This is a genomic window from Streptomyces griseocarneus (assembly GCF_014655595.1).
In the GTDB taxonomy this organism is placed as follows: domain Bacteria; phylum Actinomycetota; class Actinomycetes; order Streptomycetales; family Streptomycetaceae; genus Streptomyces; species Streptomyces griseocarneus.
Genome location: NZ_BNBL01000001.1, coordinates 151,821 through 173,033 on the forward strand (window position 1 = coordinate 151,821; position 21,213 = coordinate 173,033).

A 21,213-nucleotide genomic window follows, 5' to 3' on the forward strand; every position below is an offset into this window, starting at 1 on the left:
GAGTCTCTTTCGTGCTGCCTGGGGGGCATTTCCTTGTTGTTCCGCGCGTCCGCAGAGACCGTCGCCGTCATGGCGCTGGACGGCTCTCTCTTCCTCCACCTGAACGAGCAGTTCTACCACCTGCACGGTCACCGTGCGGGGGCCTCCGAGGCACGCTCCTGGGAGCGGAGCATCCCCGTACTGGTCGCCGCACTCAACGAGGCGGGCCTGGGAGGAGTCGAGGTCATCCTCGAGTACGCGCTGCCGCTGAACAGCAAGCGTGCCGACGCGGTCCTCGCCGGCACGGACCCGGTCACCGGTGAACCGTCCTATGTCGTGGTGGAGCTCAAGCAGTGGAGCCAGTGCACGCCGGACGAGGATGATCCGACGCTCTGCCAGGTCGGCGGGTACGGCCGTCCCGTGCTCAACCCCATCGAACAGGTACGCCGGTACTGCCAGTACATCGCCAACTTCAACGGAGCCGTCGCCGGGCACCCGGACCGGGTCAGCGGTGTGGCCTACCTCCACAACGCGACCGAGTTCGGTGTCGGCGGGCTGCGCGCCATCGAGCTCGACGACCAGGGCCAGCTGTTCACCGCAGAGCGGCGTGGCGCGTTTCTCGACTATCTGCGTGCCAAGCTCAGCGGAAATTCCGGAGCTCACGCTGCCGACGAGTTCCTCAGCGGTACTCCGGTGCCCTCCAGGCAGCTGATGTCCGTCGCGGCGGAGGAAGTACGGGACCGCGAGCGGTTCGTGCTCCTGGACGAGCAGCAGGTCGCCTACCGCATGGTGCTCAACGCCGTACGCGAGGCCAAGAGGTCCGATCACAAGGAGGTCGTGGTCGTCACGGGCGGCCCGGGAACCGGTAAGAGCGTCATCGCGCTCTCCATGCTCGGTGAGCTGTACCGCCAGGGCGTGCCCGCGCTCCATGCCACGGGTTCTCAGTCCTTCACCACGACCATGCGCAAGGTCGCAGGCTCCCGTAAGCGCGAAGTGCAGGACCTCTTCAAGTACTTCAACAGCTTCATGACCGCTGAGAAGAACACTCTCGACGTCCTGATCTGCGACGAGGCTCACCGAATCCGCCAGACATCCGCCAACCGCTACACCCCGGCCGCTCGCCGCACCGGCAAACGGCAGATCGACGAGCTCATCGACGTGGCCCGGGTTCCCGTCTTCCTTCTCGACGAACATCAAGTGGTGCGTCCCGGTGAGATGGGCACGGTCGCCGAGATCAGGGCGGCCGCGGCGGCGAAGGGGCTCGCCTGCAAGGTCGTCCCGCTGGACAGCCAGTTCCGGTGCGGCGGCAGCGACGCGTACCTGCGATGGGTCGTACGACTTCTCGGCCTTGAGCCGGGAGGACCGCTGGCATGGTCTCCGGACGGGCGCATGCGGCTTCAAGTGGCCGACAGCCCGGAGGAAATGGAGCGCTTCCTCGAGGAACGCCGGGCTCAGGGCTACGGAGCCCGGATCGCGGCCGGCTACTGCTGGCCCTGGTCGAAGGAACCGAAGCCCGGCGAGCCGCTCGCCGCGGACGTGGCTATCGGCGACTGGGCCCGGCCCTGGAACGTGCGGGGTGAGCGAGGCGTCGCCGGCGCCCCGCCCGCGGCACTCTGGGCCACTGATCCCGCCGGCTTCGGCCAGGTGGGGTGCGTCTACACCGCGCAAGGCTTCGAGTACGACTGGTCGGGCGTCATCATCGGCCCGGATCTCGTCTGGCGTGGCGACCGGTGGGTCACGGATCGTACGGCGTCCAAGGATCCCGTCTTCAGGAAGTCCACCCCGGACGAAGACGTCGACCGGCTCATTCGCAACACCTACAAGGTTCTGCTTACCCGGGGAATGGTGGGTACCGTGGTGCATTCCACCGATCCGGAGACGCGCGACAAGCTTCGGGAACTGGTGGGGTCGCGGGAGGCCGTCGCAGCGCTCTGAGACATGCCGGAGCCCACAGTTCCTCGATCCGCGACGACTCTCTAAGGTCGTCGGCATCGGTTGCGGCCCGACGGGCTTCCGGCTCAGGACACGCCCCCACCCGCACGAGTCACTCGTGCCCTGGGGGAAACCACCTCGTGTCCATGCTCCTGCTGAAACTGTCGGCGAACGACCTTCTGACGCTCAACTCCAGGCGTCGCATGGTTCCCCACCTGGCCGCACGGTGGCAGTACTTCCGCGGCAGCGAGGCGTCCCTCACGGAGCGGTCCGCGTGGGCCGAGAGCCTCGTCGCACTGGCCGAGGACATGGTGGCGGCGGGCAGGGGCAACGTCGAGGTGATCGTCGAATGCTCGGCGACCGTCGAGGAGCCGGACGATTCCAAGGACAGGCGCACCATCGATGTCGTCCTGGTCGGGCGACACCCGGAGAGTGGGAATCTCTCCGTGCAACTCGTCGAGTTGAAACGCTGGTCGAGTGTCACGAGGGTGGAGGCGGCAGCATCCAACATGATCCATGTCCCGGGCATGGGAGTCACGAAGCACCCTGCCTCGCAGCTGGCCGCGAGTTTCGCGGCGTTCGGCACGAGGCGGGCCCGCTCCACGGTGGCCGCTCATCGGTCCGGGTGCGCCCACCGGCGCCCACTCCCGCGTCTACACACAGGACAGGCGCGCCTGGCTGATGCGGGACCTGCGGGAGCACTTCACCGAGGACGAGGGGCATTCGCTCGCGGAGATACTGCTCGCCCGCATGAACCGGGTCGCCACCCCTGGGTCACTCGACCGCGAAGTGCGGAAGAGGAATCTGGACGACGACGACTTCGCACGCTGTGTGCGCCACGCCTATCACGTGCTACTGACGCGCGCGAGTCGTGCCACGGTTCTCTACTCCACGGACCCGGAGACACGGGATTACCTCAAGGAACTGGTCGGTGACGTGCAGATCCACGGTCTGCGCCCCACCTGGGAGAGTCTCCCGCCGGAGCTCCGCGTTCCTCATCAGGGGCGCCCAGGGCGCAGCAAGGGCCGGCGTACCCGGCGCAAGTCGGGGAGCAGGAAGGGGCAGCAGCAGACGCTGTTCTGAAGACGCGGGGCGAGGTGGTGTGGCGGGCTCTCCGGACCCGCCACTCGCCTGGCTCAGAAGAGCAGGCGCGCTGCCGACGCCAGCGCCGTCGCCAGAAGATTGGAGACAGTGCTGGTCGCGATGTCGATCAGGATCCTACGGATCCGGGTGCGACGCGCGGACTCGTACTCGACCGGGTTCATGTTTGGCCACTCCATGAGGTGAGTTCGGAATGGCAGGGACAGCCCTACCGGGCATCCGCACTCACGTCGTATGCGAACACACGACGGATGACCAAACTTCACTCACAGCAGAGTGAACCCACGTGCATGAACGTGGCTTTCGTACCCTCCGGGAAGGTGGGCAGCACAAGTGATCCTACCCGGTGGGGGGTTGGGCTGACAGCGAGATCGACATGTGCTCGCGGGCCCCATGAGCCGTCGGCGGGCCGTGGTGGTCCGGCATGCGGCGTGCTCCGTTGCGCCACGGGGGGGGCGTTCGTCCTCGGAAAAGTGTCGACACGCGGCGACGGCCGGGCAGCTGCCCATCGGGCGGTAGTCCGGCGGACGTTCGATCTTCCGGGCCGCCGGGGGCGCGACGGCCAGTGAAGGTGAGACCTGTCTGCTGGGCCGGTGCGCTGGCGCCCCGTGCCCCCGCCCCCACCCCCGATCGGAATTTGGGTTTCCGGATAAATCGATCAAGGTGGCCGGAAAACAGACCGGGAATTGATCTTTATTCGCGGCCCATTGGGGAATGTGGCTATCCATTTCTGAAACTTGACGCGACGTCACGCTACTCCCATGATGGTCAGGCGCAGAGGCGCCAGGAGTCCCAAGCGGATGCTTGAGTCCCTCGCGACACGGAGTTGCGAGGTGTATGGCGGGGAACGTCCTCTTTTGCATTCGCATGCGCGATGATGTGTGGCGCGCTGGGCGGCTCAAGAAGATCAATTTCCCTCCATATCTCTTGACCTCTGGAGGAAATGGAGGGTCAATGCCGGTGCAACCGACCTATCCCGGCGTCTACATCGAAGAACTTCCCAGCACCGTCCGTACCATCACGGCGGTCAGTACGTCCGTGGCCGCCTTTCTCGGGCACACCCGCCGGGGCCCGGTGAACCGGCCGGTGACCATCACCAGCTTCGCGGACTACGAGCGACGGTTCGGGGGGCTGGCCTCGGACAGTGCGGTGGGCTATGCCGTCCAGCAGTTCTTCCTCAATGGGGGATCGATCGCGGTCGTCGTCCGGGTGGGCGCGGCGGGGACGGGTACGTCTGCCGGCGTGGCGCTGGTGTCGAGCGAGAACGAGGCGGCCGCCGAGGCGCTGGGGCTGGCCGCCAAGGAGCCGGGGGAGTGGGGTTCGAAGCTGCGCGTCGTCGTCGACTACGACACGCCGAAGCCGAAAGAGACGTTCAACCTGCACGTCTTCGACAGTGCCAGTGGGGCGCGGGAATCCTTCACCGGTCTGTCCATGAATCCGGCCCACTCGCGTTACGTCAAAGCCCTGGTGGATTCGGCGTCCTCTCTCGTCCAGGTGACGTCGGTCGGGCGCGGCCGGCCTGATCCCGTGGGTACGGTTTCCAAGCCGTTCGGGGATCGGCTTCCGGATCTGAGTCCGGAGATCGAGGTCAGAATCGGCTCGGTCAAGCACAAATTCAAGATCTACGATTCGGCCGCCGGGGACGAGTCCCCGACGACCGTGCCGCAGCTCGCCCTGCTGCTGGAGCGGAAACTGCGGGCGCTTCCCGACGCCCCGGGCAAGCGGGCGTTCGCCGGAGTGCGGGTCACCGCGTTCGGGCAGCGGCTGCAGGTCGTGGCGGGGTCCACCGAAAAGGACGACGTCGTGCGCTTCAGTGGCGACGCGGCGGGGCCGCTCGGGCTGGAGGACTTCGCCCGGCCGCCGGCCTTCGGGTTCGGCGGTGGCGTCGACGCCGGTCCGCCCGGGCCGATGGATCTGATCGGCAGCGAGGCCGCGAAGACGGGCATCAACGCGCTGCGCGACGTGCAGGACGTCAACCTCCTGATCCTTCCGGAGGTCGCCGCCTACAACAACGCCGACGACATCGCCACCGTCCTGTCCGCCGCCGCGGCACTGTGCCAGGAGAAGCGGATGTTCCTGGTGGCCGACGCCCCCGCCGCGTGGCGGAGCGTCGATGCCGCGCGGGCCGGACTGTCGGCCTTCGAATCCGTGCCGGGCACCCACACCGCCCTGTACTTCCCGCATTTGGAGATGGTCGACCCGCTCACCGGGCGGCTGCGGGCCTTCCCGCCGTCGGGCGCCGTCGCGGGCGTGATGGCCCGCACCGACAGCGAGCGCGGGGTGTGGAAGGCGCCGGCCGGCACGGAGACCAAGCTCGCCGGGGTGCGGGGGCTCACCGTGCCCATGACCGACCGCGAGAACGGGCTGCTCAACCCCCTGGCGCTCAACTGCCTCCGGTCCTTCCCCGTCATCGGCCCCGTGAGCTGGGGCGCGCGGACGCTGGCCGGGGCCGACGTCCTGGCCTCGCAGTGGAAGTACGTACCGGTCAGGCGCCTGGCGCTGATGCTCGAGGAGAGCCTGTACCGCGGCACCAAGTGGGTCGTCTTCGAGCCCAACGACGAGCGTCTGTGGTCGCAGATCCGGCTCAACGTCGGCGCGTTCCTGCACACCCTCTTCCAACAGGGGGCGTTCCAGGGCACGTCCGCGCGCGAGGCGTACTTCGTCAAGTGCGACCGGGACACCACCACGCAGGACGACATCAACCGGGGCGTGGTCAACGTCGTGGTCGGATTCGCGCCGCTCAAGCCCGCCGAGTTCGTGATCGTCAAGATCGAGCAGATGGCCGGACAGATCGAGGTATAGGAGCTCCATGGCCGAGTTCACGGTCAACGCGCAGCGGTTCGACCCGTACAAGAACTTCAAGTTCCTGGTCGTCTGGGACGGGCGCGTCGTCGCAGGCGTCAGCAAGATCAGTCCACTCAAGCGCACCACCGAGGTGGTCAAGCACCGCAACGGCGGCGACGCCAGCTCCCCGCGCAAGTCCCCGGGCCGCACCGAGTTCGAGGCCGTCACGCTGGAGCGCGGCGTCACCCACGACGCCGAGTTCGACCGCTGGGCGAACAAGGTGTGGATGGTCGGCGCGGGCCGCGGGTCCGAGGTCTCGCTGGCCGACTTCCGCAAGGACATCGTCATCCAGGTGCTCAACGAGGCGGGGCAGGTGGCCGTCTCCCACAAGCTCTACCGCACCTGGATCAGCGAGTACCAGATCGTCGGCGAACTGGACGCCAACGCCAACGCGGTGGCGATCCAGAGCCTCAAGCTCGAATGCGAGGGCTGGGAACGGGACTACGAGGTCCCCGAGCCGGAAGAGCCCTCGTACCAGCAGCCGGCCTAGGCCGGCCGGGGATGGATCACCTGGGGGCCGGGGCGCTGCTCGCCGCGTGGGAGGCGGGCCTCGCGTCCGACGACGGTGGGCGCGCCCTCCTCCTGCACTCCCTCGCCCGCCCCGGAGCCGACGCCGGGGAACTGCTCTCGGTCCCGCTGGGACAGCGGGACGCCGAGCTGTTCGCCGTGCGGCGGGCACTGTTCGGGGCGCGGCTGGAGGTGCGCGCCGAGTGCGCCGCGTGCGGGGAGGAGATGGAGTTCGAGTTCGACGCCGACGGGCTGAGCACGACACCGACGGCGCCGGGCGAACCGCTGCGGGTCGAAGTGGACGAGTGGACGGTCGAGTTCAGGCTGCCCACCCCGGCCGACATCGCCGCCGTGGCCGCCGCCGGGGAGGATGCGGGCGGTGGGGATGGCGGGGCCGGTGCGGCGCTGCTCGCCCGCTGCACCCTGCGGGCCGAGCGCGGCGGCCGGCCCGTGGCGGACCGTCCGCTGCCCGGTCACGTGCAGCGGCGGATCGCCGCCGTCTCCGCGGAGTCCGACCCGCTGGCCGACGTGACGCTCAACGTCGCCTGCCCGGCGTGCGGGAAGGCGACCCGGGCCGAACTCGACATCACCTCCTACCTGTGGGCCGAGCTGGACGCCTGGGCCCGCGACACCCTCCTGGACGTCCACCTGCTCGCCACCGCGTACGGCTGGAGCGAACCGGAGATCCTGGCGCTCAGCCCGCTGCGGCGCCGTTACTACCTGGAGCTGTGTGCGGATGCCTGACTTCTTCGACCGCCTGCTGGCGCGCCACGCGCCGGGCCGCCGGGGCACGTCGCCCCTGGTGCGGCTGCGCCCGCGCCTGCCGGGGCCGTTCGAACGCGTCGATGCGGCCGGGGCCGAGGCGCCCGGCCCCCTCGACGGGCCGCCGTCCGCGCCCGGCCCCGTCCGCGGCACCACGCCGCCTCCGGCGCCGGCTCCGCTCCGGCCGGCGCAACCCGCCGCCCCCTTCGCACCCCGCGCGGCGACGGCACCGGGACCGGACCGGCCGGCCGTGCCGGCGGTACGGCTCGTTCCCGCGCGGCCCCTGCTCGTCGCCCCGCCGCTGCCGCCGGCCGCCGCCTCCTCCCCGGACGGGGAACGGGCGCGGCGACGGGCGACGGGCGGCACCGTACGACCGGACGCACCCGGCCGCTCCGTGGCCGACGCCCCCCGGCGTGCCGCCGCTGCGGGCCCCCGGAACACGCCGGCGAAACCTTTCGCCCCGACCGTTCCCGCCGCGCCGCCCGGGCCGGCCCGACGGCCCGCCGAGAACGCGAACGGCGGCGACCGGCGCAACCGGCGCCGACAGCCGCCCGAGCGGGTGGTCCACGTCAGCATCGGCCGCCTCGAGGTCACCGCCGGCCGGCGGCAGGGCCCGGCGCAACCGGCCGCACGCCCCGCGGCCGGGACCGGGGCCGGGGACGGCGGACGGCCGAAGCCCGCCATGTCGCTCGACCAGTACCTGGCGCGGGAGAAGGGACAGCAGGCATGAGCAACTCGCTCGCCATCGCCACCGTCACCGAGGCGCTGCGCCTGCTCGTCGCGAACTCCGTCGCCCTCGACGTCCCGTTCGCCGTCGACGTCGCGGCCATCAAGCCGCCCGCCCAGCCGCCGGCCCAGCCCACGATCACCGTCTTCCTCTACCAGGTCACGCCCAACGCGTCCCTGCGCAACAGCGACACCCCCACCCGCGCGAGCGACGGCACCCTCCGCACCAAGGCCACCGCCGCCCTCGACCTGCACTACCTCATCAGCTTCTACGGCGACGAACGCGAGCTCGTCGCCCAGCGGCTCCTCGGCTCGGTCGTGCGCACCCTGCACGAACTGCCCACCCTGCCCAAGGAGCTCATCGACGACGCCGCGGCCGCGCCGTTCCTGGTGGGCAGCGACCTGGCGGCCGCGCCCCAGAAGGTGCGGTTCACGCCCTCGCAGATGGACGTGGACGACGCCTCGAAGCTCTGGTCGATGCTCTTCCAGACCCCCTACGCGCTGTCCCTCACCTACCAGGGCACCGCCGTCCTCATCGAGGGCCGGGAGGAACCCGTCGCCGGCAAGCCGGTCCTGCGCCGCACCGTGCGCGCCATCCCGTCCCGGCAGCCCCTCATCCACCGCGTGCTCTCCCGCCCCGCCGGCTCGCCGCCCGGCACCGACCCGGTCGAGGGCCCGGTGCCGGCGGACCACGAGCTCGTACTGCAGGGCGCCGGGCTGCGCGCCGACCGGGTGACGGCCCGGCTGGGCGGCCGCGACCTGCCGCTCGACGCCGGCCGGGTGCGCGACGACCAGGCCGTCGTCCGCGTGCCGCAGGACCTGCCGCCCGGCGTCCACGGGGTGCAGCTGCTGCACGGCGTCGACCTGGGCATCCCCGCGACGCCGCACTGGGGACTGGAGTCCAACGCCGTGGCCTTCGCCCGCCGCCCCGGCATCACCGGCCCCATCCGCGTGGAGGACCGGACCGGGGACGGGAGGGTCTCGGCCGTGATCGTCCTCGACCTCGACATGCCGCTGCGCGACGACCAGCGGGTGCTGCTCCTGCTCGACGAGAAGCGGCCGCCGGCGGGCAGACCCGCGTACGGATACCAGTTCCGCGCCCCGTTCCCGCTGGGCCCGCGGCCCGACCCGAAGCGGGTGCGGATCGCGGTCAAGGGCGTGCGGCCGGCCGTCTACCTGGCGCGCGTCCAGGCCGACGGAGTGCAGAGCGCCCTGACCTTCTCGAACGAGGGGGCGTTCGAGGGCCCGGTGGTCGACCTGGGCGCGCCGCGCTGAGCGGGGGCGGGGGCGGGGGTGGGGCCGGGGCCGGGACTGAGGTCGGGGTCGGGGTCGGGGTCGGGGCCGGGGCCGGGATCGAGGTCGGGGTCGAGGTCGGAGCCGGGTTCGAGGTCGAGGTCGGGGTCAAGGTCGGGGACGAGGTCGAGGGCGCGGTCATGACGAAGCGGGGGACTGCCGGATGTCGGGGGAGGGCATGAGCGAGCGGTACGGAGCACACCAGCAGGCCCTCGCCGCCGCCGTCGAGGCGGTACTGGGGCGCCTCGACGCCCACGCGCACGCGTCGGCACGGCCGCACCCCGGGGCGGACGGCCTCGCGCGGACCGGCGACGCCCATGGACCCGGCGAGCACCCGGACCCCCGTGTCGCCCCCGACGGCGACGCGCCCCTGGACGCGCTGGCGGTCGTCGTCTCCTGCTTCGGCCTCACCCCCTTCGAACGCGACGTCCTCGTCCTCGCCGCCGCCGAGCAGACCGACCCGACAACCGGCCCCCGGTGCGCCGCCGCCTGCGGCGACCCCGCCCGCCCCCACCCGACGTTCGCCCTCGCCCTCGCGGCCCTCGACGACCCGCACTGGAGCGCCCTGACGCCCGTCGGCCCGCTGCGCCGCTGGCGGCTGATCGAGCTCGACGACGAGACGTCGCCGACGACGTCGCGGCTGCGCGTGGACGAGCGCATCCTGCACTTCCTGGTCGGCGTGCCCTACCTGGACGTACGCCTGCACGGACTGCTGCGGCGCCGGACGCCCCGGCAGGAGACGCCGCCCCCCGGCCACCGGCACGCCGCCGAGAGCATCGCCCGCGTGTGGACCGGCGCCGGGTTCGACGGGCCGCCGCACGCCGAACTCGTCGGCGCGGACCGTGCCACCCGCTGGGACATCGCCGCCGGCGCCGCCGAGCGCGCGGGCCTGGCGCTGTACACCGCCTCCGCGGACGACCTGCCCACCGAGCCCGCCGAACGGGACCGGCTCGGCCGGCTCTGGCAGCGCGAGGCCATCCTCATCCCCGCCGCCCTGCTGATCGAGGCCGGCGACCGGACGGGCGAACGCCGCGACGGCGCGGAGCCGTTCCTCGCCGAGCTGCCCGTACCCGTGATCGTCTCCAGCGACGAGCCCCGGCCGGGCGGCACGGCCCAGCGCGAACGCGTCACCGTCCCGCCGCTGACCTCCGAAGAGCAACTCCGGCTGTGGACGGGGGCGCTCGACGGCATCGACGGCATCCGCGAACAGGACGTACGCGACCTCGTCGCGCAGTTCTCGCTGCCCGCGCACGTCATCCGCTCGGCAGGAGAGGCGGTGCGCCGGGCCCCCGGGGGAGACGCCAGGCGGCTGGCGTGGCGGGCGGGCCTGGCCGAGGCCCGGATGTCCCTCGACGAGCTCGGCCGCCGGATCGAACCCCGCGCCGGCTGGGAGGACCTCGTCCTCGCCGACCGCCAGCACGAGATCCTGCGGGAAGCGGTCGCCCACGTGCGGCGGCGCGCCACCGTCTACCAGGAATGGGGCTTCGAGTCGGTGCTGCGGCGCGGCCTCGGGGTGACCGCCCTGTTCGCCGGCGGCTCGGGAACGGGCAAGACGCTCGCCGCCGAGGTCGTCGCGGGCGAGCTGGGCGTCGACCTGTTCGTCATCGACCTCTCCCAGATCGTCAGCAAGTACATCGGCGAGACCGAGAAGAACCTGCGGAGGGTCTTCGACGCCGCCGAACGCGGCGGAGCGCTGCTGCTGTTCGACGAGGCCGACGCGCTGTTCGGCAAGCGCAGCGAGGTCAAGGACAGCCACGACCGCTACGCCAACCTCGAGGTCAGCTACCTGCTGATGCGGATGGAGGCGTACCGGGGGCTCGCCATCCTGACCACGAACATGAAACAGGCCCTCGACCAGGCGTTCATGCGCCGGATCCGCTTCATCGTCGACTTCCCCTTCCCCGGCGTGCCGGAGCGGGCCGAGATCTGGCGCCGCGTCATCCCCCGCCGGACCCCGAGCGAGGGCCTGGACCCCGACCGGCTGGCCCAGCTCACGGTGGCCGGCGGCTCCATCAGGAACATCGCGCTGGCGGCGGCGTTCCTCGCCGCCGACGAGGGCGGCCCGCTGCGGATGCGGCACATGCTGGCCGCCGCCCGTACCGAGTACGTGAAGCTCGAGCGTTCGCTGACCCCGTCGGAGGTGCGCGGATGGGTGTGACGGATCCCCGGCGCGTCGACATCGAGATCGGCGAGCTGGTATTGCGCGGCTTCGAGCACGTCGACCACGACCTCGTCGTCGACGCCTTCCGGCGGGAACTCCACCGGCTCGTCCGGGACCGCGGCGTCCCCCTCGCCGCGAACACCGACGTGTCCGTCGACCTCCTCCGCGGCCTCCCGCCGCTGCCCGCCACCACCACCCCGCACCGGCTCGGCGCGGCGCTGGCCCGGGCGGTGCACGCGGGCCTGGCGGGGGGCGGTCGTACGGACGGTGGACCCAGAGACGGTGGGCGTACGGACGGTGGGCTTGTGGGGGCCGTCGGTACGGGTGACGGGCCTACGGGCTACGGGCGTACGGGCGTCTGGGGGCGGGGCGCATGAGCCGGGTCCAGGTGTCCGCCGACCGGCAACAGGCGGCCGAGACCGAGCAGCGCCGACGCAAGGCCCGGGCGCCCAAGGCCCGTACCCCGGAGCCCAAGGAGATCATTACAGCGGCCGGTCAGCCGCTCGACCTCGGCCTGCGGCGCGAGCTGGAGGAACGATTAGGCCATGACTTCAGCCGGGTCCGCGTACACACGGACCGCGACGCGGCGCTCCTGACCGACCTGCTGGGCGCGGACGCGGTCACCGTCGGCGAGGACATCTTCTTCGCCGAGGGCAGGTTCAGCCCGGGCACGGAGGACGGGCGGCGGCTGGTCGCCCACGAACTGCTGCACACCGTCCAGGCGCCGCACCCGCTGGGGGCGTTGACGGCCGGACGGGATCTGGGCGCGGTGAGCCTGCCGCAGGACGCGGTGGAGCGGCAGGCCGAGGCCGGCGCCCGCTCGGACCAGCCGCGTCCCGAGGTGACGCGGAGCGCCACACCGGGCTGGCTGCGGTACGCGCGCGTGCGCGCCGACCAGTTCCGCACCGAGCTGCTGGACCCGGCGACGCTCGTGGACCGGCTCACGGCGGGCATCCTCCGCTCCCTGCGCGGCGACCCCGCCGACGCTGCCGGACGCGTACGGCAGCAGCTGACGCGCTTCGCCCCGGAGCTGAAGGCGTCGGTGCTGGAGCGGCTCTCCCTCCGCCTGCCGTCGCCGGACCACGAGCGGCTGCTGGAACTGGTCGAGCTCAGCGAACACGGCCCGGCGGAGACGGACGCCGGCCTGACGCCCGGCCCCGTGACGGAACCGGCGCGCGAGGTGCCGGCCGAACGGGCCGAGGAGCCGGAAGCCCCGCCCAAGGGCCCAGCGGGTGAAAGGGACGAGAAGGAGCCGGAGGCGGGGGAGAAGGAAGAGCCGCCGGCCAAGGACAAGCCGCAAGACGGGCAACAGGACGACGAGCAGCAGGACAAGGACAAGGACAAGGAGAAGGACGAAGGGAAGGACAAAGGCGAAGACAAGGGCAAGGAGAAGAGCAAGGGCAAGGACAAGGAGCGGGACGGGCAGCGCGGCGACGAGGCCGGGCAGCAGGCCCCGGACGGGGCCGGGCGCCCGCAGGCGGGCGGTGGGGCGGCGGCCGGAGCCGCCGACGCTGCCGCCGGACCCGGAGCCGGTGGCGAACCGCCCCTGATGGCCGCCGCCACGCAGGCTCCCGGCGCGCCCGAGCAGCAGCAGAAGGCCATGCGTCGCGGGCCCGCCGAAGGTTCGCGACCCGTCGCAGTCGACCGGCGGGCGGAGCGGCAGCCCGGCCCCGTACGGCCCGAGCGGGTGGACAGACTCGCCGAGGCCGAGGACAGCCCCCTGACCCGGCACGGACTCCTCGACGACGACAAGGGCGCAGCCGAGGACGAGCCGCTGGGCGTGGCCGCGGGAGCCGACAAGGAGCCCGAGACCCCGAAGGACGCGGAACCCGAGGCCGCCAAGCCGGCCGGGCCCGAGCTGCATCCGGAGGACTTCGTCCCCGCTACGGACCTCGACGTCTCGTCCGTGCCGACCGCCGACCGGCTCAACCCCTCGGACGGGGGCGCGGCGGCGCAGGAGGCACCGTCGTTCCCCGAGCCGCCGAAGACCAAGGCGGACGAGATCCAGGAGGACCGGCAGAACGAGGCCGGGGAGGACGCGGAGGAGGCACCCGAACCGGCCACCCCCCAGCAGCCCGCCGACGCCGCCCAGCCCGCGCCGGCGCCCGAGGCCGAGGCGTCGGCCCGGCGTGAGGCCGACCGGGAGTCGGAGGACCGTACGGCCCGGGATCTCACGCCGGACAAGCCGGTCGAGCAGGAGGTCGGCCCCGAACCGGACGCGGCGGGTCCAGGCACCGGGCAGGCGGAGGCGCGGCCCGAGGATTCGTACGGGGAAGGGGCCGCCCGACAGCACGAGGAGCCGTCAGCCGCCGGTGGCCGGTCCGCCGGTCCTGACGCGGCGCCGCTCGCCGGGGCGGGCCCCGTCTCCGACGGCCCCGGCGCCATGGCGGATGCCGGGGAGCGCGGGCCGGCGCTCGGTGCCATGGGGCCCGCCGCCGAACAGGCCGACGCGCCCGGCGGGCTGGGCGCCCCCGGCGCCGGACCCGGGCCGGACGCGTCGATGGAGGAGGGCGGCGGCGCCTGCGCCGGGGCCCCGCAGCCCACCACGGAGGAGGCGGGGGGCGGCGAGGGCGGTTGCGAGGGCGGCGGCGCGGCCGCGGGCGGCAAGGAGAAGGAAGCCGAGAAGCCCGCGCCGCCCGACGTCTCCGGCCAGGACCCGCAGAGCGCCCTCGCCACGGCCGGCGCCCTGCCGCCCGACCAGATGGCGGCCACGCTCGACGGCGTGGACGGTGCGGTGGACCGCTCGGTCGGTGAGCAGCACGCCGCCCTGGAGGCCAACGCGCCCACCGCGCAACGCCCTTCGGGCGCGCCGCGTACGCTCTCCGGCGCTCCGGAGGAGGCCGCCCCCGCCCAGCAGGTCACCGAGCACGTCGAGCGGGAGGGTGCCGAGGGCGGCAAGGAGCAGAAGAAGGCGGAGGGCGAGAAGGTCGAGGGGCGGGCCCCGGGGTCCGACGTCGCCCGGCCCCACGTCGCGGACGACGGGGCGAACCAGGTGAGCGCCCAGGACGTCCAGAACGTACAGACCGCGGTCGGTGAAGTGCCCACCACCGACCCGTCCCTGAACACCACCGTGGGCACGGCCCCCAAGGTGCAGCTCACCGGGGAGAGCGACCCCAAGCGCACCGACAAGCAGGCCGAGAACCTCAAGAAGTCCTCGGAGAAGATCCTCGGCGTCGGCCGCGAGGACGCGGCCAAGCCGATGGGCGAGGACCAGATCTACCCGGACGTGCCCGGCGAGACCCTCCGGGGCGAGGTGCCCGGGAGCGGTGGCGGGGGCGGTGGCGGTACGGGCAGGCGTCGCCGGGGCGGCGCGGCCGCGGGCGCGGCGAAGCCCGGCGTGGCCGTCGTCGCCCAGCAGGAGCGCGGGCCGCAGATCCAGACGTCGGTGGGCCAGGCGCAGGGCCGCATGGGCGAGGAGCGGTCCCGGCAGCAGCAGGCCGAGGCCGAGGAGCGGCGCAAGAGCCAGGAGGCCCAGGATCAGGCCGTCGCCTCGAACGCCGAGGCGCAGGCGGGCGAGCGCGGCCAGGCCGCCGAGCAGGTGCGGGCCGAACGCACGCAGTGGCAGGCCGAGCAGGACGAGAAGATCGGCAAGGCCGACGCGGATGCCCTGAAGGAACACGGCGAGAAGAACAAGGAGATCGACACCAAGCGCACCGACACCGACAAGGAGGTCGGCAAGCGCCAGGAGGACGACAACAAGAAGATCCAGGACAACCGGAAGGAGGCGGAGGAGAAGGCCCGTAAGGAGAAGGAGCGCAAGAAGGAGGAGTCCTCCGGCTGGTGGGGCTGGGTCAAGTCGAAGGTGAAGGCGGCGTTCGACGCGCTGCTGAGCGCGATCACCGGGATCTTCGAATTCTTCCGCAAGGTCGTCAACGGGATCATCGAGAAGTTCCGGGAGTTCGCCAACTGGGCGATCGAGCAGGCCCGGAAGCTCGCCGTCGAGCTCATCAAGAAGCTCGCGGACGCGCTGATCGCCATCGGCGACGTGCTGCTGGCGGCGTTCCCGGAGCTGCGGGAGAAGTTCCGGAACAAGATCCGGGCATGGCGTGACAAGGCGATCGCCAAGGTCAACGAGTGGGCGGACAAGCTCAAGGCCGCCGTCAACAAGCTCCTCGACCTGCTGGCCGCCGGCCTGAACAAGCTCCTCAACCTGCTCGAGAAGGGCCTCAAGGCCGCGGTCGAGATGGCGCGCGGCGCGGTGCTCGCCGCGATCGACTTCGCGCAGAAGGCGATCGCGATGCTAGGCCAGTTCGCGGCTCTGGTCGCGGACATCGCCCCCGACCCCGGCGGCTGGCTGGCGAAGCTGGGCGGCGCGGCCAAGGAGGGCATCCAGAACCACCTGTGGGGCGCCGTGAAGACGGCGGTGAAGTCGTGGTTCAACGAGAAGGTCGAGTCGGTGCTCGGCCTCGGCAAGACCATCATCAACATCCTGGTCAAGGGCTGCGTCTCCACGGCCCAGATCGGCCGGATGGCCTGGCAGGCGCTCGTCCAGTCGCTGCCCGCCATCATCATCTCGATCGTCATCGAGAAGCTTGTCTCGCTGATCGTCCCGGCCGCCGGCGCGATCATGACGATCATTCAGGGCCTGATGGCGGCCTGGGGCACGATCAGCAAGATCATCGCTGCGTTCGGCAAGTTCATGACCTTCCTCAAGGCGGTCAAGTCGGGCGTCGGAGCGGCATGCCTGTTCGCCCAGGCGGTGGCGTCGGGTGTCGTGGCGCTCCTCGACTTCATCACCAACTTCCTGCTCAGCCGCCTGAAGATGGCGGCGAAGGGGGTCGGCGGCCGGCTCAAGGCCATGGCCCAGAAGATCATGCAGGGCTTGGCGAAGGCGACGAAGGGCCCGCGGAAGGCCGCGGGAGCGGCCGTGAACCGGGCGAAGACCGCGTTGGCCCGTGCGGGCCAGGCCCTCAGGGGCCCGCGGCGGCCGGGGCAGCGGCCAGGGCTTCTGCATCGGCCGCCCGCCCTCAAACCGGCGAGCCGCAGCGCTCCCGATCGATTGGGTGTGGAACGGACACCGGCCCAGTCTGCGTCGCGCGCGCGTCGCACCGTCTCTGAGCAGCGAGTTTCCGAACGCGTGCCATCCCGGCCCCGTCGAGAGGTGGAACGGCCGAAGCCCTCCGGTCCAGGCTTGTCCGGGCTGTCGCCCGCAGGGCGTGTCATGAACCAGGCCAGGACCGCCGTCAGGGGAGCCATCAGCCAGGCCAGAGCCGCTGTGCGTCTGCTGGGCGGCAAATTGACGAAGAGCAAGCTGGGACGGGCATTGAGCGGCAACGCTCGCAAGGTCCGGGAAGCCTTCGCGCGCCGCCGCGATCAGCTGAGAGAGCGTTCGAGGCGACTTCGGCAAGAGCAGCGTGTGCAGCGCAGACAGCAGCGTGAGCGACGTGACAGTCGAGAGAATTCCCCAGAGTCAAAGGTCAGTCGACTGCATACGATCGCTGGCCGCATTCGTCCCCGAGTGACGCCGCTGCTGCGCAGGGGGATCCGTGGTTTGGTTCTCAGGTCGGTGCTTGCCGCGATGCGTGCCTGGTACAGGCTGACGAGTCTTGATGTTCGCGGTTCAAGTCCTTCGAGGATGATGGCGAGACTCAACCCCGATGAGGAAATCACTCCTGTTGTCTGGACTGGTGACGCAGGTGACCCGGTTGCTCGGCTGACGCCGGGCTCTGCCGCAGATAAGGGCCCGGGCAAGGATGAACAGAAGCCTCAACAGGAAGACAAGGCCGACAAGGGTGACGACAGGACGGCTCCGAGTTCTCGTAAACAGAACAAGAAGGAAAAGGGGTCCGAGCGGGACGGTCGGATCCCCGGGTTGTCTGAGAAGGAACTCAATACCTACTCGGCGGATGACCTACGAGGTGTGCTCGAACACGGTCGAAAGCTGGGTTTGACCCCGGAGCAGATTGCCGACTTCGTGAAGGCGGGAGCCATTGAGAAACTGCATAAGATCCCGCCCAAGAAACACCTGACTCCGCAGCAGCTGACCGAACAGATGAATAATTGGGTAAATGAAGTCAGGCCTCGCCGGTACCCGTACCACTTTGAGAGCCGTGAGAAGTTCGAAGCGTTCACGGGGCAAGTGGAGCAATTGCGGTCCAAGCATAATCTGCCTCAGGGGCGGGTGCTGGTCCAAGGATCGTCTCTGCGTAACCCGCAAGCCAAGGACATCGATATCGCTATCATCGTTTCCGACAAGGAGTTCGACGCTTACCTGGCCCGGTGCAAGGCGGGTCTTGACCAGCGCATAGGAAGGCCTCAGACGAGGTCCAAGATGACCAAACAGTTGGAGGGCAACGCGGCCAAGGGGTTCGTGCCGCAGTTCATGTTCGACCGGCCGGCGGCATCGTCTGCGGGTGCCCCCACGTTCTCTCAGGAATCGAGAACGCTGGCCGAGAAGTTTTCCATACCAGGTATTGACATTTCGGTAATGAGGGAGTCGAGCGTCATGGCCATGTATCCGCACCTTGAGCTGGGTCGGTGACGTGATGAGCGAGTATCGGACGCGCTATTACCGGGGCTGGGGAGTTGACGCCTCCGGTGAGGTCTCACCGGAGGAGTTCGTCGAACTGGCGGAGTCATCGCTTGCCTATTTCGACAGTGCGGGACGTCTCGAGCGTCTCGAATTTTTCCGGGATGGTGCTGTCGAAGAAGTGGAGTACTGCGAGGGGGATCCCGGCGAGATTGCGGAATCTCATCGCCGCAAGCATGTCGGCGTACCGTTTTCGGTAAAGCGGACGCTGGCTGCAGATCCATTCCGCTGGGAAGTCCGTCGGCGCTCCTCCGCAGAGGGCGGGTTTTCCGATTATCGAGTGAGTCTCGTTGATGTGAGGGGCTGCGAGCTCATGGAGTGCGCTTTCGGCGTGCAGGGTCAAATCCTGTCGGTAACAAAGTATGAATACGATCGGGCGGGCGAGATGCGTTTCACTTTTGAATACGATGGAATGGGGCAAATGGTCGATGCGTTCGATGTCATCTCGGGGGAGAATGCGGCGTTCGATGTGGTAAAAAACTTGACCGACCCAGAGTTCTTTGAGAGGGGGGGAGCTCTCCCTCGGGAGTGTGTGGCCACGTCGATTCCCTCCCCCGTAGAGGTATTTCGAGAGGGAGCGTGATTTCTCTGATGCTGAGCAAAGATGCTGGGGAGGGCTAGCGGATGGCTTATCAGGACATCCCCAAGCCCATCCGTTCCGGCATCGTCATCATCGACCCCCGGCGCGGCACGCCCCGCGGCATCATCGTGCTGCAGTTCAACCCCGATTCCCTGGAGCGCTCCCTCGCTCCCCAGGCCGCCGGGGCGGAGGGGGCCGGGGATCGGACCGAGGCGTTGCGGTTGAAGGGGCCGGCGGCCGAGACGTGGAAGTTCACGGCGGAGATCGATGCGACCGATCAGCTGGAGGCGCCGGCTCCGGACGGGATACAGCCGCAGTTGGCCGCGCTGGAGATGTTGTTGCATCCGCCGAGTGCGGCGTTGCGGCGCAATCAGGCGCTCGCCGGGCTGGGGACGTTGGAGATCACGCCGGTCGAGGCGCCGTTGACGTTGTTCACGTGGGGGCGCAAGCGGGTGCTTCCGGTGCGGCTGACCGAACTGACCGTCACCGAGGAGGCGTTCGATGTGGAGCTCAATCCGATACGGGCCGCGGTGGGGATCGGGTTACGGGTGCTGACGGTCAACGATCTGCCGACCGGGCACCGGGGGGCCGAGTTGTATCTCGCGCACCTGTCGCAGAAGGAGCAGTCGATCGGGCGGGCGGCGGCCGGTAGTCGCGGCGCGCTCGGACTCGGGAACGCGGGGGGTTTCTGATGACCAGCGGGATCAACGGGACGGGCGACAACGCCGGTGCTCTGGACGCCATTCCCGCGCCCTCGGCCTATCCCCGGTCCAGCCGTTACTACGGCATTCCCGTCGCTGTGCACACCGAGGCCGACGGGCGGCAGACGCCGTATCTCCGGAGGCGCCTGCTGCCGGATCCGGCGCGGCTGAGCGTTCTGGCCGAGCACACCGTCAGTGCCGGCGACCGGGCCGATCTGCTGGCGCACCGCTACCTCGGCAGTGCCGAGCAGTGGTGGCAGATCGCTGATGCCAATCCGGTGCTCGATCCCAGGGAGCTGACCCGGACGCCGGGTCGCAAGGTCAGGATCGCGCTCCCGGCGGGGATACCCGGAGCCGCGAATGGCTGACGCCCCGGTCACCACCGGACCGATCCACCTGACGCTGATGATGGGTCCCCGGATCCCCGTGCCCGTGCCGCAGCCCGTGGCCGACGCGTTGCTGTCCGCGCAGGTCACCGTGGCCAGCGGCCAGCGCAGCGGGTTTCAGCTGGCGTTCGACCTGTCGAAGAACGGGCTGATCAACACGGCGCTGCTGCCCGGCGGGTTCTTCGACCCCCAGGTCCGGGTCGTGCTGGTGGTCACCGTCCAGGGCACCCCGACCGTCCTGATGGACGGCGTGCTCATCCGCCAGGAGGTCGGGATCAGCAACCAGCCCGGCCAGTCCACCCTCACCGTCACCGGCGAGGACCTGACGGTGCTGATGGACCTGGAGGACAGGACCGGTACGGGCTTCCCGTCGATGTCGCCCTCCGCGCGGGTCAACGTGCTGCTCGCCCGGTACGCCCAGTACGGCATCACCCCGCTCGTGGTCCCCGAGCTGATTCCCCAGATGTCGTTGCCGACGCAGCGGGTCGAGGCCCAGAACGGGACCGACCTCGCCTACATCAGTGAGCTGGCGAAGGCCAACGGCTATGTGTTCTACCTCGATCCGGGGCCCTTGCCCGGCATGAGCCGGGCCTACTGGGGGCCGGAGGTGCGGCTCGGCCTGCCGCAGCACGCGCTCAACGTGAACATGGACGCCCTGTCCAACGTCGACCAGCTCACCTTCGCCTTCGACGGCACCGCCCGTGAGGAGCCGAGGGCGCGGGTGCAGATCCCGGCCACGAAGATCGCGACGCTGCTGCCGATTCCCGAGGTGAGCATCCTGCGGCCGCCGCTGGCCCTCAAGCCGGCGCCCGCGCTGAAGAAGACCTCGGTCAACGACGCGGCGAAGAAGGAGACGGGCAAGGCCCTGGCCGAGACGCTCGCCAAGGCCATGGAGTCCGCCGACGCGGTCTCCGGCTCCGGCCAGCTCGACGTCGCCCGCTACGGGCACGTGCTGCGGCCCCGTGAGCTGGTGGGCGTACGCGGGGCGGGGATCACCTACGACGGCCTGTACTTCGTCAAGAGCGTCACCCACAACCTCCAACGAGGCGCCTACAGCCAGAACTTCACCCTCGCCCGCGAGGGCCTGATCTCCCGCACGCCCGTCGTACGCCCGTAGCCACGGGCGCGCACGGCGGCCGGCGCCGCACGAGCCGCAAGAGCCCGACAGAGCAAGGAGCACAGGAGCAGACGCATGGCCACTGAACCGACCCGCTACCTCGGCAAGTACCGGGGCACCGTGGTGAACAACATCGATCCGGAGCGGAAGGGCCGCATCACGGCGACGGTGACCGACGTGCTCGGCGACCAGCCGTCCAACTGGGCCATGCCCTGCTTCCCGGTGGCCGGCCCGAGGATGGGGCACTACGCGGTGCCGCCGGTCGGGGCCGGGGTGTGGATGGAGTTCGAGCAGGGCAACCCCAGCGACCCCATCTGGTCCGGCTGCTGGTACGGGCACGAGCGGGAACTGCCGCCGCAGGCGCTCGCCGGCCTGCCCGGGGTGCCCAACCAGGTCCTGCAGACGCAGCTGGGCCGGCAGACGGTGGTGCTCTCCGACGACCCGGTCACCGGGCTCACCCTCAAGGCGGCGTCCGGCGCCTCCATCGTCATCAACGACGCCGGGATCCACATCGACAACGGCCAGGGAGCGAAGATCACGCTCATCGGCCCGACCGTGACCATCAACCAGGACGCCCTGAGCGTGACCTGAGAGG

General features: G+C 70.6%; 16 protein-coding genes. 15 read left to right on the forward strand and 1 reads right to left on the reverse strand.

What is annotated here, in order from left to right; translation table 11 throughout:
• The first annotated feature begins 33 nt into the window (after positions 1–33).
• Entirely contained in the window at positions 34–1,914 is a 1,881-nt protein-coding gene (locus IE295_RS00650) for a DUF2075 domain-containing protein (RefSeq protein ID WP_190061407.1), read from the forward strand.
• A gap of 678 nt (positions 1,915–2,592) precedes the next feature.
• Positions 2,593–2,994 (forward strand): DNA/RNA helicase domain-containing protein, encoded by a 402-nt coding sequence (locus tag IE295_RS00655; RefSeq protein ID WP_190061408.1) that lies wholly within the window; start codon positions 2,593–2,595, stop codon positions 2,992–2,994.
• 53 nt (positions 2,995–3,047) lie between these two features.
• Here IE295_RS00655 and IE295_RS33195 read toward each other — a convergent pair whose 3' ends face one another.
• Entirely contained in the window at positions 3,048–3,176 is a 129-nt protein-coding gene (locus IE295_RS33195) for a DUF6408 family protein (protein ID WP_224322928.1), read from the reverse strand.
• Positions 3,177–3,966: 790 nt separating this feature from the next.
• On the opposite strand from IE295_RS33195, the gene IE295_RS00660 reads away from it, so the two are divergent.
• The 13 genes from IE295_RS00660 (at position 3,967) to IE295_RS00725 (ending at position 21,209) form a co-directional block, all read left to right on the forward strand.
• The gene (locus IE295_RS00660; protein WP_190061409.1) at positions 3,967–5,814 is read left to right on the forward strand and encodes a phage tail sheath C-terminal domain-containing protein; all 1,848 of its coding nucleotides are present in this window, start codon (positions 3,967–3,969) and stop codon (positions 5,812–5,814) included.
• Between the two features lie 7 nt (positions 5,815–5,821).
• Positions 5,822–6,346, forward strand: a complete 525-nt coding sequence (locus IE295_RS00665) for a phage tail protein (RefSeq protein ID WP_190061410.1) — start codon at positions 5,822–5,824, stop codon at positions 6,344–6,346.
• A gap of 11 nt (positions 6,347–6,357) precedes the next feature.
• Positions 6,358–7,107, forward strand: coding sequence for a hypothetical protein (locus tag IE295_RS00670; protein ID WP_190061411.1), 750 nt, complete (start codon positions 6,358–6,360; stop codon positions 7,105–7,107).
• Entirely contained in the window at positions 7,100–7,855 is a 756-nt protein-coding gene (locus IE295_RS00675; protein ID WP_190061412.1) for a hypothetical protein, read from the forward strand. Before IE295_RS00670 ends, IE295_RS00675 begins: the two co-directional genes overlap by 8 nt.
• On the forward strand, positions 7,852–9,126 hold the full coding sequence (locus IE295_RS33200) for a Pvc16 family protein (protein WP_224322929.1): 1,275 nt from the start codon (positions 7,852–7,854) through the stop codon (positions 9,124–9,126). Before IE295_RS00675 ends, IE295_RS33200 begins: the two co-directional genes overlap by 4 nt.
• Positions 9,127–9,322: 196 nt before the next feature.
• A complete protein-coding gene (locus tag IE295_RS00690) occupies positions 9,323–11,302 on the forward strand; it encodes an ATP-binding protein (RefSeq protein ID WP_224322930.1) in 1,980 nt (659 codons plus the stop codon).
• Positions 11,299–11,682, forward strand: a complete 384-nt coding sequence (locus IE295_RS00695) for a hypothetical protein (RefSeq protein ID WP_190061415.1) — start codon at positions 11,299–11,301, stop codon at positions 11,680–11,682. The genes IE295_RS00690 and IE295_RS00695 overlap by 4 nt, the downstream gene beginning before the upstream one ends.
• Positions 11,679–17,786 (forward strand): eCIS core domain-containing protein, encoded by a 6,108-nt coding sequence (locus tag IE295_RS00700; protein ID WP_190061416.1) that lies wholly within the window; start codon positions 11,679–11,681, stop codon positions 17,784–17,786. The genes IE295_RS00695 and IE295_RS00700 overlap by 4 nt, the downstream gene beginning before the upstream one ends.
• 4 nt (positions 17,787–17,790) lie before the next feature.
• A complete protein-coding gene (locus tag IE295_RS00705) occupies positions 17,791–18,417 on the forward strand; it encodes a hypothetical protein (RefSeq protein ID WP_190061417.1) in 627 nt (208 codons plus the stop codon).
• Between the two features lie 41 nt (positions 18,418–18,458).
• A complete protein-coding gene (locus tag IE295_RS00710) occupies positions 18,459–19,106 on the forward strand; it encodes a hypothetical protein (protein ID WP_190061418.1) in 648 nt (215 codons plus the stop codon).
• Positions 19,106–19,483, forward strand: coding sequence for a LysM peptidoglycan-binding domain-containing protein (locus tag IE295_RS00715; RefSeq protein ID WP_190061419.1), 378 nt, complete (start codon positions 19,106–19,108; stop codon positions 19,481–19,483). The genes IE295_RS00710 and IE295_RS00715 overlap by 1 nt, the downstream gene beginning before the upstream one ends.
• Positions 19,476–20,618 carry a hypothetical protein gene (locus IE295_RS00720; protein WP_190061420.1) on the forward strand — a complete coding sequence of 381 codons (1,143 nt, stop codon included), beginning with the start codon at positions 19,476–19,478 and terminating at the stop codon, positions 20,616–20,618. The genes IE295_RS00715 and IE295_RS00720 overlap by 8 nt, the downstream gene beginning before the upstream one ends.
• A 75-nt stretch (positions 20,619–20,693) precedes the next feature.
• The gene (locus tag IE295_RS00725) at positions 20,694–21,209 is read left to right on the forward strand and encodes a phage baseplate assembly protein V (protein ID WP_190061421.1); all 516 of its coding nucleotides are present in this window, start codon (positions 20,694–20,696) and stop codon (positions 21,207–21,209) included.
• Positions 21,210–21,213: the final 4 nt, after the last annotated feature.